At 56.9% G+C, this 15,599-nt stretch carries 12 protein-coding genes; 9 read left to right on the top strand and 3 right to left on the bottom strand.

Features of this window, described 5'->3' with window-relative positions; genetic code table 11:
• Positions 1 to 714: 714 nt before the first annotated feature.
• The 8 genes from DWA01_RS11025 to DWA01_RS10990 all read left to right on the top strand — a co-directional run bounded on the left by DWA01_RS11025 (position 715) and on the right by DWA01_RS10990 (position 9,208).
• Positions 715 to 1,743 carry a LacI family DNA-binding transcriptional regulator gene (locus DWA01_RS11025; RefSeq protein ID WP_114285894.1) on the top strand — a complete coding sequence of 343 codons (1,029 nt, stop codon included), beginning with the start codon at positions 715 to 717 and terminating at the stop codon, positions 1,741 to 1,743.
• Positions 1,744 to 1,841: 98 nt separating this feature from the next.
• Positions 1,842 to 3,149, top strand: coding sequence for an ABC transporter substrate-binding protein (locus DWA01_RS11020; RefSeq protein WP_114285893.1), 1,308 nt, complete (start codon positions 1,842 to 1,844; stop codon positions 3,147 to 3,149).
• A 107-nt stretch (positions 3,150 to 3,256) separates the two neighbouring features.
• Complete coding sequence (locus DWA01_RS11015) at positions 3,257 to 4,120, top strand: carbohydrate ABC transporter permease (protein ID WP_114285892.1); 864 nt, start codon at positions 3,257 to 3,259, stop codon at positions 4,118 to 4,120.
• A 16-nt stretch (positions 4,121 to 4,136) separates the two neighbouring features.
• Entirely contained in the window at positions 4,137 to 4,967 is an 831-nt protein-coding gene (locus tag DWA01_RS11010) for a carbohydrate ABC transporter permease (protein WP_114285891.1), read from the top strand.
• Between the two features lie 11 nt (positions 4,968 to 4,978).
• Positions 4,979 to 5,983, top strand: coding sequence for an ABC transporter ATP-binding protein (locus DWA01_RS11005; RefSeq protein ID WP_114285890.1), 1,005 nt, complete (start codon positions 4,979 to 4,981; stop codon positions 5,981 to 5,983).
• The gene (locus DWA01_RS11000) at positions 5,980 to 6,753 is read left to right on the top strand and encodes an L-iditol 2-dehydrogenase (protein ID WP_114285889.1); all 774 of its coding nucleotides are present in this window, start codon (positions 5,980 to 5,982) and stop codon (positions 6,751 to 6,753) included. Before DWA01_RS11005 ends, DWA01_RS11000 begins: the two co-directional genes overlap by 4 nt.
• A complete protein-coding gene (locus tag DWA01_RS10995) occupies positions 6,741 to 8,219 on the top strand; it encodes a mannitol dehydrogenase family protein (protein ID WP_114285888.1) in 1,479 nt (492 codons plus the stop codon). Before DWA01_RS11000 ends, DWA01_RS10995 begins: the two co-directional genes overlap by 13 nt.
• A gap of 53 nt (positions 8,220 to 8,272) precedes the next feature.
• A complete protein-coding gene (locus DWA01_RS10990; RefSeq protein ID WP_114285887.1) occupies positions 8,273 to 9,208 on the top strand; it encodes a carbohydrate kinase family protein in 936 nt (311 codons plus the stop codon).
• A 1,341-nt stretch (positions 9,209 to 10,549) separates the two neighbouring features.
• Here DWA01_RS10990 and DWA01_RS10980 read toward each other — a convergent pair.
• Positions 10,550 to 11,467 carry an MYG1 family protein gene (locus DWA01_RS10980; protein ID WP_114285885.1) on the bottom strand — a complete coding sequence of 306 codons (918 nt, stop codon included), beginning with the start codon at positions 11,465 to 11,467 and terminating at the stop codon, positions 10,550 to 10,552.
• Between the two features lie 388 nt (positions 11,468 to 11,855).
• Positions 11,856 to 12,611, bottom strand: a complete 756-nt coding sequence (locus DWA01_RS10975) for an AraC family transcriptional regulator (protein WP_114285884.1) — start codon at positions 12,609 to 12,611, stop codon at positions 11,856 to 11,858.
• Between the two features lie 68 nt (positions 12,612 to 12,679).
• Between DWA01_RS10975 and DWA01_RS10970 the strand changes: the two genes are divergently transcribed.
• Entirely contained in the window at positions 12,680 to 13,933 is a 1,254-nt protein-coding gene (locus DWA01_RS10970) for an MFS transporter (RefSeq protein ID WP_114285883.1), read from the top strand.
• A 226-nt stretch (positions 13,934 to 14,159) separates the two neighbouring features.
• Here the strand turns inward: DWA01_RS10970 and DWA01_RS10965 are convergent, their stop codons facing one another.
• Positions 14,160 to 15,239 carry a cobalamin-independent methionine synthase II family protein gene (locus tag DWA01_RS10965; protein WP_160116015.1) on the bottom strand — a complete coding sequence of 360 codons (1,080 nt, stop codon included), beginning with the start codon at positions 15,237 to 15,239 and terminating at the stop codon, positions 14,160 to 14,162.
• Between the last annotated feature and the right edge of the window lie 360 nt (positions 15,240 to 15,599).

Genomic DNA, 15,599 nt, shown 5'->3' with positions numbered 1-15,599 from the left:
GTGTCCAGCGCAGTTTTTGCTGGTTTTGTGTCTGTAGCGTCGAGCTGCTTCCGCCCGTCCAGCCGGGATTGACGTCGCGATGCGCCGAATTCTGCCATTCAAAGGCCACTTCCGAATGGCAGAATTAAGTCCGCACAGCGTCCGTTCATTCAGGCTGCAGCGAACGGTTGATTTGAGCCCAATGTACCGATGTTGCTGCTGCAGAAATTTGTCAGTATGGGCGGCGAGCATGCGTAACTGGGCTGCCTCTGTTCTGAGGTCGCGCTCCCCATAGGATCACAGGATAGCTGTGAACAGCGGTGCCATCAGAGCGCCAAAACAGACTGCGGAGAGAAGCGTGACTTGGATGAGCGACGATGACCCGGAAGAAAGAAGGAAAACGCGCTCAACCCGAACACCCAATTAGAGAAGCCGCCATACGCCACCACGCAAAATCCGCTGCCGGCCGTTTCCTTTTGTCCGGTAACAGTGCTGGCAGGCACAATCGGAGCGGCGCAGGTAGAGCGGTGACGGCTGCCTGTTTCTTGAAACGCGTTTTCCAGTGCGCCCCGATCTCACGCCACAATTGCAGAATGGCGATCCTTGACGATTGACACGAAAACTTCCAATGTAAATACAAATATTTGCGCGCGTCAAAGTGCCTGCCCGGCAAGATTTGCGCGCGCATCCGCTGGCAGGCGACCGGCATTCAACATTTTAGTTCGAGGTCGAGAAATGGGCGAAGACAAAATTAAGAATATGGAAGAGTTCGCGGCCAGGAGCGGTGTCTCGCGGCCGACAGTTTCTAAATATTTCAACGATCCGAACAGCGTTCGAAAATCGACAAGAATTCGCATCGAAGCGGCACTGGAGCGCTACGACTATCGTCCAAATGTCTATGCCATCAACCAAAACCGACGGTTGACCAAGAATATCGGAATCGTGGTGCCTTTCGTGGCCGATCCGTTTTTCGCTGAACTCGCCCGCAACATCGAACAGCGCTTTATCGCGGCTGGATTTTCCCCGACAACATTCAGTTCACATGGCAGCCCTCAGCATGAGAATGAAATTCTCGACACACTTCGCTCAATACGTCCGGCGGGCGTTTTGATGGCGCCGCTGGGGCGGGCGTCTGACCGCAGCAGTATCGAGAAGTTCTGTGATGACGTGCCCACTGTGCTTTTTGACAGCAATATTGAAGGCGTCGGCGAAGCGTTTGTAGGTTCAAACAATATGCAATTCGTTCAGTTGAGCGTTGAATACCTGTGCCGCACGGGTGAACCACCGATATTCCTGGAAATGTCGCCGGTGAACCCCAACGCCAACAAGCGCCGAAACGCGTTTATCCAGACGATGGAGCGATTGGGATTTGAACCACATATCGTGCGCGTCGACGGCGAAGGCTGGGGGTTTGAGGAGATTGGATACAAAGGGGGTCTAAAATTGATTTCTGAGCGCAGCCTGCCGACAAAATCAGTACTGTGCAGCAACGACCGGCTTGCGATTGGTTTTCTCGCGGCCTGCTACGAACAGGGTCTGCGCGTGGGCCATAAAGCAGATTGCGATATTCGGGTCGCCGGCCATGACGATCACCCGTTTTCGCGTTTCACCTGTCCGTCTCTCACGACCGTTTCACAAGACTACGAGGCGATTTCAGAACGCAGTGTGGAGACGCTGCTTGCTCTGATCGAAAGCGGGGGCACCGGTGATTCGAGGCACGAGACGTTGTTTGAAGGCAAGCTGGTGATGCGCGCATCTGCTTGAAACACTGCAAACTTTACGCGCGTAAATTTATTATTGACGCCGCGTAGTATTGAACCTAGGCTTCTCCAGGCATTTGATGCAAAAAGGGAGGACTAACAATGAAACAGAACACGTCACTTAGCCTGGTCAGCGTGGCCGCAATCCTTGCAGCCACCGCAGTCCACGCCGAAACCACCATCACCATTGCGACCGTAAACAACGGCGACATGATCCGAATGCAGGGTCTGACCGATGACTTCACCGCGCAGAACCCCGACATCAAACTGGAATGGGTCACGCTCGAAGAAAACGTGCTGCGCCAGCGCGTCACCCAGGACATCGCCGCCAAAGGTGGTCAGTTCGATGTGATGACAATCGGCACCTACGAAGTTCCGATCTGGGGCGCCCAGGACTGGCTGGTGTCGTTGAACGATCTGCCTGACGAATGGGACGCCGACGACATTCTGCCCGCGATCCGGGGCGGTCTGACGGTCGATGGCGAGCTCTACGCTGCACCGTTTTATGGCGAAAGCTCGATGGTTATGTACCGCACAGACCTGATGGAGCAGGCCGGTCTTGAGATGCCCGAGGCACCGTCCTGGGGCTTCATCAAAGAAGCCGCTGCCGCGATGACCGACAAGGACAACGGTATTTATGGCATTTGCCTGCGCGGTAAAGCGGGCTGGGGCGAGAACATGGCCTTCCTGACCGCCATGTCGAACTCCTTTGGCGCGCGATGGTTTGACGAGAATTGGCGCCCCCAGTTCGACAGCGAGCAATGGGCGACCACGCTGAACACCTATATGGACCTGATGAACAACTACGGTCCTCCGGGTGCCTCGACCAACGGTTTCAACGAAAACCTGTCGTTGTTTCAGCAGGGCAAATGCGGCATGTGGATCGACGCCACCGTTGCAGCGTCTTTCGTGACCAACCCCACCGATTCCACCGTTGCTGACAAAGTTGGCTTCGCCCTCGCAGCTGATGCTGGGCTTGGCAAGCGCGGCAACTGGCTCTGGGCCTGGTCGCTGGCGATCCCGACAGGGTCTGATGCCACGGAAGAAGCCAAAAAGTTCGTCGCCTGGGCCACCAGCAAGGAATACACAGCTTTGGTTGCTGCGAACGAAGGTTGGGCCAACGTGCCTCCCGGCACGCGCACCTCGCTTTATGAGAACCCTGAATACGCGAAGGTTCCGTTTGCAGCGATGACGCTCAACTCGATCAACTCGGCTGACCCGACCGCACCGACCGTGGACCCCGTGCCTTACACCGGTGTGCAGTTTGTCGCGATCCCGGAGTTTGCAGGCATCGCCACCCAGGTGGGGCAGGAATTCTCGGCAGCACTCGCGGGTCAGCAAACCGTGGAAGAGGCGCTTGCTAAGGCGCAGATCCTGACTGCTGAAGAGATGGAAGCCGCAGGCTACTGATCCTTTCTCCCAACTCCGGGGGTAGGGCAACCTGTCTCCGGAGCACTTTTTCCGTATCCTGACGGCCCACAACAACCGCGGCACATACAGTCCGCGAGGAGATCCCCATGGCAACGCAGCATTCGCGATCCGCCGCCCGATTGATGATGGCACCTGCAGTCATTTTGCTTCTTGGGTGGATGTTAGTGCCTCTGACAATGACGCTCTTTTTCTCGTTTAAGAAATACCTGCCGCTGCGTGGCGGAGACCTGGGCTGGGTCGGGTTTGACAACTATATCCGTTTTGTGACCTCCAGCGCCTTTTGGCCGTCCGTTCTGGCGACGCTGATCATCGTCGGCGGTGTGCTGTTGATCACGGTTTGCTTCGGTGTGCTGCTGGCCATCCTGCTGGATCAACCGATGTGGGGGCAAGGCATTGTCCGCATCCTTGTGATCGCACCCTTTTTTGTGATGCCGACCGTCACCGCGCTGGTGTGGAAGAACATGTTCATGGATCCGGTGAACGGCCTGTTAGCCCATCTGTGGAAAGCCTTCGGACTTACCCCGGTGGAATGGCTTAGCCAGGCGTCCCTGGTATCCATCGTGATAATCGTGTCCTGGCAATGGCTGCCCTTTGCAACGTTGATCCTGCTGACCGCGATCCAGTCGCTGGACAGTGAACAGATGGAAGCGGCGGAAATGGACGGCGCCCCGCCACTGGCCCGCTTCGGTTTCATCACCCTGCCGCACCTGTCGCGCGCGATCACCATCGTGGTGCTGATCCAGACGATCTTTCTTCTGTCGATCTTCGCTGAGATTTTCGTGACCACCCAGGGCAGCTTTGGCACCCGCACGCTGACCTATCTGATCTACCAGCGTGTGCTGGAAAGCCAGAACGTCGGCCTTGGCTCGGCCGGGGGCATCTATGCCGTCATCCTTGCCAATATCATCGCGCTGTTCCTGATGCGCATCGTTGGCAAAAATCTGGACTGAGTAGGAAGAACTGACCATGGCCCGCGCCGTAACCACACAACGCAAGATCATCAACACCGCCGCCGCCTGGGCCGTCGGTCTGCTGATCTTCTTCCCGATCCTCTGGACCGTCCTGACCAGCTTCAAGACCGAGGCCACGGCCATCGCCGACCCGCCGGTCTTCCTGTTCTTCGACTGGACGTTTGAAAACTACAAAGTCGTGACCGAGCGCTCTGACTATGCACGGTTCCTGTGGAACTCGATCTTTATCGCAGGTGGCTCCACGCTTCTGGGCATCCTCGTCGCGGTGCCGGCGGCCTGGTCCATGGCCTTTGTGCCGTCGCGCCGTACCAAAGACATCCTGCTCTGGATGCTGTCGACCAAGATGCTGCCGGCCGTCGGCGTGTTGTACCCGATCTACCTGCTCTTCATTAAAATGGGACTTCTCGACAGCCGCCTTGGTCTCACTCTCGTGCTGATGCTGATCAACCTGCCGATTATCATCTGGATGCTCTACACATATTTCCGCGAAATCCCGGGCGAAATCCTGGAAGCCGCCCGGATGGACGGCGCGACGCTGCGCTCGGAAATCCTCTTCGTGTTGATCCCCCTGGCCGTGCCCGGCATCGCCTCGACATTGCTTCTGAACTTCATCCTGGCCTGGAACGAAGCCTTCTGGACGCTCAACCTGACGGCGGCCAAAGCGGCGCCACTCACCGCTTTCATCGCCAGCTACTCCAGCCCCGAAGGGCTCTTCTACGCCAAGCTTTCGGCCGCCTCGACCATGGCCATTGCTCCGATACTCATCCTGGGCTGGTTCAGCCAGAAACAACTCGTGCGCGGTCTCACCTTTGGCGCGGTTAAATAAGGAACATCACCATGGGACAGATCACGCTTGAAAAAGTCACCAAGAAATTCGGCGATGTGGAAGTCATTCCGCCGCTGGACCTGACCATCGAAGACGGGGAGTTCACGGTTTTTGTCGGCCCCTCGGGTTGTGGCAAGTCCACGTTGCTCAGGCTGATTGCCGGGCTTGAGGACGTGACCTCGGGCAAGATGATGATCGACGGCCAGGACGCCACAGACGTGGCCCCGGCCAAGCGCGGTCTTGCAATGGTGTTCCAGTCTTATGCGCTTTATCCACATATGACGGTGAGAAAGAACATCGCTTTCCCACTGCGCATGGCCAGGATCGACCAGGCAGAGCAAAAGCGTCGCATTGATCAGGCTGCAGCGGCGCTGAACCTGACCGATTACCTCGACCGCCGGCCTGGCCAACTGTCCGGCGGCCAACGCCAACGGGTCGCCATCGGTCGCGCCATCGTGCGCGAACCTTCGGCATTTCTGTTTGATGAACCGCTGTCAAACCTTGATGCCGCCTTGCGCGTGGGGATGCGGCTGGAAATTAGTGAGATGCACAAACGGCTGGCAACGACGATGGTTTATGTCACTCACGACCAGGTCGAAGCCATGACCATGGCCGACAAAATCGTCGTCCTGCGGGCAGGGTACATCGAACAGGTAGGCAGTCCACTGGAACTGTATCACACGCCGCGCAACCTCTTCGTGGCCGGTTTCATCGGTTCGCCGAAGATGAACATCTTTTCAGGTCCGGAGGCGCAGAAACATAGTGCGGAAACAGTCGGTATCCGCCCCGAGCACATCGACGTCAGCAGGACGGAAGGAACATGGACGGGGCGTGTCGGCGTTGCCGAACATCTTGGCTCTGACACTTTCATCCATGTCCATGACACCGGCCTGACGGATATGATGACCGTTCGGATCTCCGGTGACATCGAGGTAAGTCACGGCGACATCATCCATCTGAACCCGCGGCAGGACCAATTCCATCGGTTCGATGCGCAAGGGCTGCGGATCGCATGAAACGGCTGGATGGAAAAACGGCGCTGATCACCGGCGCCGCACGTGGCATCGGGCGCGCATTTGCAGAGGCATACGTACGCGAAGGCGCGCGGGTTGCGATCGCCGATATCGACACCGCGCGAGCGCAGGCAACGGCGTCTGAAATTGGCGCGGCAGCGATAGCGGTTGAAATGGATGTGACCTCTCAGGAGAGCATCGACAATGCTGTGGCTAAAACGGCCAGGGCACTGGGTGGTATCGACATCCTGATCAACAACGCTGCCTTGTTCACCGCCGCCCCGGTCGTGGAAATCGACCGCGCCGAATTTGCACGCGTTTTCGAGATAAACGTTGCGGGCACGCTGTTCACTTTGCAGGCCGTCGCCAAGTATATGATACAGCGCGGCGGTGGCGGCAAGATCATCAACATGGCCAGTCAGGCGGGTCGCCGCGGAGAACCGCTGGTCGCGGTTTACTGCGCCACCAAGGCCGCGGTCATTTCGCTGACCCAGTCAGCGGGGCTGGATCTCATCAAGCACGGCATCAACGTGAACGCCATTTCCCCCGGCGTGGTGGATGGCGAACATTGGGACGGGGTCGATGCGTTCTTTGCCAAACATGAAAACAAGGCGCCGGGTCAGAAAAAGCAGGAGGTCGGCGACGCCGTCCCCTTTGGGCGCATGGGCACGGCCGAAGACCTGACTGGCATGGCCATCTTCCTGGCCAGCGCCGAGGCCGATTATATCGTGGCACAAACCTATAACGTGGATGGTGGCCAATGGTTGAACTGATCCCCCTGTCCGACGCAACCCTTTCGCAACTGCCCGGCAATGTGCGCACGCCGCGCTACGACCGCAGCCGGCTTTCCCCAGGCATCGTCCATATTGGTCTCGGAAATTTCCACCGCGCGCACCAGGCGTGGTATCTGCACCGGCTGTTCGATATGGGGCTGTGCCAGGACTGGGCCATCATCGGCGCCGGTGTGCGTCCGGGCGATGCCACACAGCGGGAAAAGCTGTTGGCGCAGGATTGCCTGACGACCCTGATTGAGCTGGACCCTTCGGGTAAATCCGCCGAGGTCTGCGGCGCGATGATTGATTTCCTTCCCGTGGAAGAGGGAAATGCCACACTGATCGCGCAGATGGCCGATGCTGCTATTCGCATCGTTTCTCTGACTGTGACCGAAGGTGGTTATTTCATTGATGCGGCGACCGGCGGATTCGACGCGACCCACCCGGACATCCGGTATGACGCGGCCAATCCAGAACACCCGCGTACGGCTTTTGGTGCGATCATCGCTGCCTTGCGCCGGCGTCGTGAAGGTGGCCAGGGACCATTCACCTGTCAAAGCTGTGACAACTTGCAGGGTAACGGGACGGTGCTGCGCCAGACGATTGTGTCGCTTGCGGCTCTGTCGGACCCCGCGCTTGCCGACTGGATCGACCGCAACTGCAGCTTTCCCAACGCCATGGTCGATTGCATCGTCCCCGCCACCGGCCGGAACGAAATTGCGCTGGTGCAAGGCTTCGGCATCAACGATGCAGTCCCGGTCACCCACGAAAACTTCCGTCAATGGGTGATCGAGGACGACTTTTGTGCCGGGCGCCCGGATTGGGACAAGGCCGGCGCCACCTTCTCGGACCGGGTACATGATTTCGAGACGATGAAGATCCGTATCCTGAACGGTGGGCACCAGATTATCGCCGGTCCGGGTGAGCTCATGGGGCTTGAAACCATCGCCGAAACGATGGCCAATCCCACTATTCGCGCGCTGCTGCGCAAGGTTGTGAGTGAAGAGATCGCGCCGCATGTGGCGCCAGTTCCCGGCTATACACCGTTGGAATATCTCGGGCTGATTGAGCGACGCTTCTCCAATCCCGAAATCGCGGACACCACCCGTCGCGTTGCTTTTGACGGCTCCAGTCGCCACCCTGGCTTTATCGTTCCATCCATCCGCGATGGTCTGAAAGCAGCGACGCCCGTAACTGGTCTTGCACTCGTCTCCGCCGCCTGGGCGCGGTATTGCGAGGGCACGCGCGAGGATGACAGCACAATCGAACCAAACGACCCGTGTTGGGACATGCTGACATTGACCGCCCGGTCTGCGATTGGTGCGCCCGAACAATGGCTTGGAATGCGTCAGGTCTATGGAGGGCTTTCCAGCGACGCCCGCTTCTCGAACGCGTTCGCAACCTGGCATTCCCGAATTCAAGCCGATGGCATTGAGGCGACAATCAGAGCCTATCTGGACGAGTAACTTGTCCCCGAAACAATGCAACCACGAAATCCACTCAATACAAAAGGTGCCCCATGATCCTATGCTGCGGCGAGGCCTTGATCGACATGATCCCCTTTCATACAGACACAGGCCAGACAGCATACGTCCCCCACACCGGAGGCGCCATTTTCAACACCGCGATTGCGCTGGGCCGGCTGGGCATCCCTGTTGGTATGCTTACGGGGCTTTCCACGGATCTTCATGGCCAGGCAATAGAGGCTGACCTGAAGGCTTCATTCGTCGATCCGACCTTCTCGATACGATCCCGCCGGCCCACGACACTGGCCTTTGTGCAGTTGGAAAACGGACAGGCGGACTACACGTTCTATGACGAAAACTCCGCGGGGCGAATGATCGGTCCGCATGATCTTCCGACCCTCCCCGAGACGGTGAACACCCTGTATTTTGGGGGGATCAGCCTTGTTGTGGAACCTGCAGCAGAAGCCTATGCCGCGTTGATTGAGCAATACGCAGGCACGCGGCCGATCATGGTTGATCCCAATATCCGCCCCGGGTTCATTACCGATGAAGTCAGTTACCGTGTCCGGCTGAGCCGCATCATCGCGGCTTGCGATATTTTGAAGGTCTCGGACAAAGATCTTGCCTGGCTGGTTCCCGGGTCTCAGTCACTCTGCGGCAAGGTCGCGGCCATCTCGGGTCCTTCGATTGTCATCGTCACAGAAGGGGGCACCGGGGCCACCGCATACCTGGCCGATGGGACCTCCATTCATGTCCCTGCCCAAAAGGTGACAGTCGTTGATACGGTTGGTGCCGGCGACACATTCAATGCGGGCTTCCTGGCGCGGTTGTTTCAAGCTGGATTGTTGCGGATGGGCGTTTTGCAGACCGTCAGCCTGTCTGATTTGCGAAACGCTTTACTTTTCGCTCACCAGGTTGCTGCGGTCACCGTGTCACGCGTGGGAGCTAATCCTCCACACGCCGATGAAATACCTGGCGCAGCTTCATAATCTTCACCTTTCGCGGTGCCATTCCCGACCCGGTTACGTCTGCGTCCGCGATGTGGAATACATGCAAGTCAGGACGTTCATGGAGACCCTCAATTTGGCTTGCCATCCTGCGCTCCATAGCCAGTTCACGGAAACGAGTGTGGTCACCGTTTGGCAGGATCTGAGGGCCAGGGGCTTTATCCGAAATCCCGTTGTCCGCGTTCTAAATCTGTTCACCGTGGCGCGGCCTTGCTCGATGAATGTCCGTTACGGGCTGTGGCTTCAAATCTCCGGGTAGCCAGAAATCTCCGCTTCCATCGACCAAGCCCCAACATTCGTCCGTTTTACACAGGCGGCAGGTTTGTCCCGCACAGCAGACATTGGTGCGACGCGCGGCGAAGGTCCGGAATCCGCCCTTCGCGCCGAGATGTACCTGGTGCGACAATCGGACCACGTCCCTCTGCCATCACTGTCAAGAACGGCCCTGAGCCGACGTCTGTCTCGATTGCAGCGAACGACGGCTTCGAGACCTCAGCGGATATGGTTTGGTAAGTTAATTCGGATGTTCTTCGCGTTCGCAACGAGCGAATGGCTGTCGGCCCTGGCTTTGAAACACGACCGCGTTTTGGTCTGCCTTGCGAGGCACAGGTGACTTTGTTTCGCTCGATTGATTTTGAGCTGGAAAAAGGCAGAAGCAGCGCCATTTAAGGACGCGCTCTGTTATGCGACGGCGAATTGGCCGAACACAAGATCAATGCGGTACTTGAAATCACGGCGACTACAGAAGTGCCCCGCAACTGGTGTGCAGGGCAATATACCAGAAGAACTGACTGTTTAGCAGTCGGCGCAGTCAATCTGATCGCTGTTAACGTGGGCTTCCCAGGCGCCAGTCCTTCCTGAGTGACCTGAACCGGTTGGACTCGGTTTACTCAGACTCGGATGCGTGGCACCAGGAGCCGGATTGTCAAAGCCATCAAAAACTTTCTTGTCGTCTGGCGTCGGCAACGTCAAATCAGCATATGACGCCGCAGCGGTGGTAAAAACAAGCATTGCGGCCACTACCAGGGTACCTAATAATCGCATAATTCAGACCTCCATTTGGTCAGGAATTTCCGTTCCTGAATCCGGACTGCCCGCTTGTCAACTATATCCTCTCTACGATATTGCCCCTCAACTGGTGCGAGGAGCAATATACCAGAAGGACTGATTATATAGCATTCGGCGCAGTCAATCTGATCGCTGTTAACGTGGCTTTCCAACCGCCTGTCCTTCCCGAGTGACTTGACCCGGTTGGACTCAGTATACTCAGTCTCGGGTAAGCGGAACTTGGCGACGTGTGCAGCGAACGGCTCCTTTCCGCCCTTATTGAACGTCTTGCACCGCAATATCAGCCATTTCCAGGATCGCCTCGCGTGTGCTGGCAACAGCAATAAAGCGAGCGTTATGGCAAAATTTTGCGCCTTTGACACCGCTCACATCTTCGAGTGCGCTATCCGTCAGGCCAGCCCAGGCGGCGGGCAGATCGGCGCGTTGCTCGAAGGTATCATTTGACAGCTTGATGCCGTTGAGTATCCAGTCATCGCCGCGCGGATGGATCACGAACAGCATGTGGTCGGCCTCCGCCTGATCGAGCGCAGAGCGGTAGGGCATGCCCATGGGAAGCTCGAGTATGGCCGATGTGTCAGCTTTGGCGATTGCTTCGATCACGATGCCCTGTGCCCGGGCTTTCGCCGCGAGATTGTGGATGTGGGCTTCGACAAAACTCCGCGCAATGGGCAAAGCTGCAAAGAATGCATCGTCGTCAGCCGTTGGCGACGTATCGTCAAATACCGGCTTCAAGCTTCCCAAAAGCGCGGGCAGGGTCAGTATTGACAGTGGCCCGGCGACAGACGGATCCATTGCGCCGTTGTCCAGCAGGTCAATCGGCAGTACAAATTTGGTGTCAAACTTGCTGTGGATGGCCTCGACGTCATTCGCAGGCACGTCCATCGCTGCCAGATACGCCCGCCCGTAATGCGCCCATATCAGACCAAAGGAGCTGAATGGCTGGCCATCCTCTCGCAGCGGGCCGGGACGTTGGTGGTGGTCAAAAATCTGTGCCTCGCCGTCACAGGCCCCCCCGACATCAAAAATGATCTTATGGGCCGCCGGCGTGACCCATTGCCGATCCCGACTGCGCAGCAGCTCCGCCTGAGGGAACAGGCGGGTGAGCACGGCAGAGGACAACAGTTCGTCCGCATGGAAGCCGCCAGAATGGGTGACAAGATGGGTGATGGTCATGAGCGCGTTCCAACGAGTTGGTCAAATGGAAAAGGCGACCAGCCCGGCCGCCCTCAGATGGATGTCAAAGGTATGCAGTCAGATCAAGATTTAATTTGCACGAAAGAAAATGCCCACCAATCAGTGCGGTTACGTCTTGCTAAATCTTCGCCCGATCAACGACATCACAGATATCTTGTGGTCCTGTCGGGAGCTCGGCTTCAGATCAGAGGCGGCCCAATTGCGCATGCGATCCGCCCTTCGCGCCGAAATTTGCCTGGCGCAGTAAACAGCTCCCATTCCTGTCACGAACGGCCCATTGCTGCCGGTGGTGCCCACTGCGGTGAAGGGCAGGTGTAAGCCCCTTGTAGCTATCGAAAATTGTACAAGTGTAACAGAGATTGAACTTTCAATTCCCGGACATGAACTGTCGCGGCGTTTTCCCGGTTAGAGACTTAAACGCATGGATGAAGGCGCTTGGCGTTTCAAAGCCTACATCGAACGCTGTTGTTGTAACGGATTGTCCTGCCGAAAGCTTATCAAGAGCAATCATGATCCGTGTCAGGCGCCTGAGCTCTCTGAATGTCATTCCGGTTTGGGTGCGGATTTGACGAATAAGGTTTCTCTCTGAAAACCCCAACCGTTTTGCCCATACATTGAGCGGTGTCCCGTCTGCCGGTGTGTTTTGCAAATGGAGTGCGAGCCTTGCGATGCGTGGATCACTGGGGATGGGAAGGCTGAACGGTTCCCGTATGCTTTGCCTCATTTCAAGAAGCAGGACATCGGCCAAAAGCAGTTTCAGGGCAGTGCCATCACGTTCGGTCAAACGGATAAGAATTTCGCGCATCAGTGAAGAAACTGAGACCACGAGAACATCCGGATGCGCTGAAGGACAGGCTTTGCTCAAGTAAGCCGTCCGCATTTCGACAGGTCCGACGCATTGTATAGCATGCATTGTTTTGGCGGGTATCCACAAGGCGCGCGCCGGAGGCACGAACCACACTTTGTTTTGCACGGTTACCCGCATTGTGCCCGATATCGCGTGCACTATCTGGTGCGCCGTGTGCGAATGGGATGCGATAAGGGTGCCGGCATCGTAGGTCGAAGCTAACCCGACAACCCCCAGCGTGTCACTTTCTGGCATTTCAGGCGTATAATTTGTCATTATGTCGACAGACAGTAAGATAAGAGCTGCGGTATATCAACTACGAGAAACAACTCGGAGAGATACAGATGTCACGCAACGAAGCCCTTCAATTCATCAACGTGGCTCATTTTTTTGATCACTTCTTCCTGTTGATTTTTCCAACAGCTGCGCTGGCCATTGCTCCTGCCTGGGGCATGAGCTTTGCCGATGTGCTGTTGTTCGGAACGCCACTCTACGTCATGTTTGCTCTTGGAACCCTACCGGCTGGTTGGTTTGGGGACCGGATCGACAGGCTCACTCTCATTGCGGTTTTTTTTATCGGGTGCGGCGCTTCGAGCATCTGGATTTCTCTGGCGACCGGGCCGAAGGCGATGACGTTTGGGCTTGCATCGCTCGGCCTGTTCGCGGCCATTTACCATCCCGTGGGACTGGCCCATGTGACGCAAATCGGGTTGCGTTCTGGTCGGGCGCTGGCGGTCAATGGCGTTTTTGGCAACATGGGGCTGGCCGGAGCAGCGATCATGACTGGTATACTTGCGCAGTTCTTTAGCTGGCAAACCGCTTTTGCATTGCCTGGTGTCGCATCAGTTGCCATCGGTTGCTTGCTCATCCTTCGAAACAGAAAAAATCGCCGTCTTGCAGTATCGAGCCCGGTGAACAACAAGTGTGTCGTTACAAAGCATAACAGGCGCGTTCAATGGAGCGTGTTTCTGGTGATCTGTGTTGCGGCACTTTTTGGCGGAATGGTGTTCAACATGGTGACAATCTCTCTGCCCAAATTTCTCGCTGAAAGACTTGTGAATGAAAATGCTGATTTGGCTTGGGTTGGGGTATCAGCAGGGCTGGTATTCGCGGTTGCCGCCTTTGCTCAATTACCCGTCGGTGAGCTTTTGGATCGGATCGGTGCTCGCCCGGTTTTTCTCAGCCTGCTCGCTGGAGAAACATTTCTATTGCTCGCCCTTACTCAGGCAACAGGGTGGGCCGCGCTTGCTCTGGCTCTGCTCGCAGTCACCCTGATCTTCGCGGCCATACCGATAACGACTTGGTTGATCGGGCATTATCTCGATGCGGGCGTACGTTCTCGCGCTGTATCGGTGGAATATGTTCTGTCGCTTGGTGTTGGCTCGTCAGCAGTACCACTAATTGCGTTCCTGCAACGCACGGGGCTTGGATTTGATCTCCAGTTCGCAGGTCTCGCAATGTCGTCGGCGATCATATTTGCGGCGGGGTTGTTTTTGCCAAAATCCAAACGCCTTCAACGCCAACATGAAACGACCAGAACTCAGGCAGATCAAGGTCCACGTCGTCCACACAGTGGGCATTCAGGGAGAGCAGGGTGAACGGCTGCCTGAGCCCAAAGTGGACACGTTAAGCACTCAGTCTGCGGTCGCCTGCTCCAAACGACGGCGTCCTGATGTGTCGCTGTAATCAACGGATCTTGGCCGCCGGGATATGCCACTGAATTGGCTATCCACGACGATGGCGCTGATGAATTCTAAGGCAGCAAAGCGCCCGGACCAGCCGCACACGGCCACCGAACAACTGCGTGGCGTTTTAGTGCCGATGTCAGACCAAAGCCGCTGCCTTGCACATCACGGTAAGCTTTGCCTCGGCCAGATCGGCGGGCAACAGCCCGAGGCCGCAATCCGGCGCCACCACCAGGCGGTCGCGGTCAATGTGTTCAAGTGCTAAGCGCAGACGCGCGACCACTTCGTCCACGGTTTCCACCCGGCTGCTGGCAATGGCCACCGCGCCAAATATCACCGTTTTGGACGGCATCTTGTCCAGCAGATCCAGATTGTTGCAGCAATGAGCGTCTTCAATAGACACCTGGTCAAAGGCCGCCGCGTCAATCGCCGCACTTAACCGGTGATAGCTGTCGGGGTCCGCTTTTTTGTAATCGTGATCATCCAGGTGATCGGGATATCCGCAGCACATATGCACCACGCGGGTTACCGATTTGGGCACGCCGTGAAAGCAACGCTCCAACCCTTCCATGCCAAAGCTCAGAGCATCGGCGGTCTGACGGGCAAACAGCGGCTCGTCGACCTGGATGTACTGGCAGCCGGCGTCGACCAGGGCGAGTATCTCCTTGTTCACCGTTTCTGCCAGCGCGGCATTCAGCCTGGGCCGGTCGTTGTAGAAACAGTCGGCCGTTGTATCCATAATCGTGAGCGGGCCGGGCAGCGTAAACTTGACGGGCCGTGAACTGACACCCTGGCTCGCCTTAAAATCATGCGCGCCGTAGAAATTACCAGTGTGTCTGACGGCCTGACGGATCGCGGGCAGGTCAGTTTCATAAGCCCCGTCCCGCAGCACCCGGTTTTCCAGGTCGACAAAATCGAACCCTTCCAGATGACGGCAGTGGTAGTGGATATAGTTCTCGCGCCGCACTTCGCCGTCGGTGGGGATGGAGATGCCAGCCCGGACCTGAATGCCGATCACCTCTTTGGCAGCACGGAGGAACAGCGCTTCATGCTTGTCAGTGTCTTTCTGACTGTCAGCGGTAAAATCTCGCGTGGTCTGGCTGGTGTTCATGCCGCCGGTCTCGCGGGCAAAGTCAAACCAGTCGCGTACCGGGACATAAGACGGCTTGGGGAAGGACCCTATGGTGGTGGTTTCGATTGGTTTTTTCTGTACCGGCACAATATGCACCTTTCTCGTTCCAGAGTTTCGATCAACAACCAGAGTTAAGCTTCAAATAATCAGATATTTCCCAAATAGGCGGGGCCTGAGGCTAAAGTTATGCCTGCCGACGGCGTTGTGGCAAGAAGTATCAACCTTCAGAAAGCTCAGCTGAAACGGTATATCAGCCGAATTGGACCCAAATGCGCTGACGCCAGGCAATCGAAGGGTCCCGGGCGGCGGAACCTTTTGGTTGGTTGAAGGGTGCAACGTCAGGGCATGGGACCTTGCGTCCCCGTCTGATATTCCGTGGTGTTTCATTCAGGCTTTGCGCAGTGAAATCTGGAAGCAAACGGAACTTCTTTGCATATAGATACTCTG

The sequence above is a fragment of the Candidatus Halocynthiibacter alkanivorans genome (genome assembly GCF_003333265.1).
GTDB lineage: Bacteria > Pseudomonadota > Alphaproteobacteria > Rhodobacterales > Rhodobacteraceae > Halocyntiibacter_A > Halocyntiibacter_A alkanivorans.
Note: the sequence above shows the minus strand (reverse complement) of the source record. Positions and strands in the feature narration are given on the sequence as shown.

What these genes read in the sequence shown, in the direction of transcription:
- DWA01_RS11025 (WP_114285894.1), top strand. Translation starts at nt 715, where the DNA reads ATGGGCGAAGACAAAATTAAGAATATGGAAGAGTTCGCGGCCAGGAGC.
- DWA01_RS11020 (WP_114285893.1), top strand. Translation starts at nt 1,842, where the DNA reads ATGAAACAGAACACGTCACTTAGCCTGGTCAGCGTGGCCGCAATCCTT.
- DWA01_RS11015 (WP_114285892.1), top strand. Translation starts at nt 3,257, where the DNA reads ATGGCAACGCAGCATTCGCGATCCGCCGCCCGATTGATGATGGCACCT.
- DWA01_RS11010 (WP_114285891.1), top strand. Translation starts at nt 4,137, where the DNA reads ATGGCCCGCGCCGTAACCACACAACGCAAGATCATCAACACCGCCGCC.
- DWA01_RS11005 (WP_114285890.1), top strand. Translation starts at nt 4,979, where the DNA reads ATGGGACAGATCACGCTTGAAAAAGTCACCAAGAAATTCGGCGATGTG.
- DWA01_RS11000 (WP_114285889.1), top strand. Translation starts at nt 5,980, where the DNA reads ATGAAACGGCTGGATGGAAAAACGGCGCTGATCACCGGCGCCGCACGT.
- DWA01_RS10995 (WP_114285888.1), top strand. Translation starts at nt 6,741, where the DNA reads ATGGTTGAACTGATCCCCCTGTCCGACGCAACCCTTTCGCAACTGCCC.
- DWA01_RS10990 (WP_114285887.1), top strand. Translation starts at nt 8,273, where the DNA reads ATGATCCTATGCTGCGGCGAGGCCTTGATCGACATGATCCCCTTTCAT.
- DWA01_RS10980 (WP_114285885.1), bottom strand. Translation starts at nt 11,467, where the DNA reads ATGACCATCACCCATCTTGTCACCCATTCTGGCGGCTTCCATGCGGAC.
- DWA01_RS10975 (WP_114285884.1), bottom strand. Translation starts at nt 12,611, where the DNA reads ATGACAAATTATACGCCTGAAATGCCAGAAAGTGACACGCTGGGGGTT.
- DWA01_RS10970 (WP_114285883.1), top strand. Translation starts at nt 12,680, where the DNA reads ATGTCACGCAACGAAGCCCTTCAATTCATCAACGTGGCTCATTTTTTT.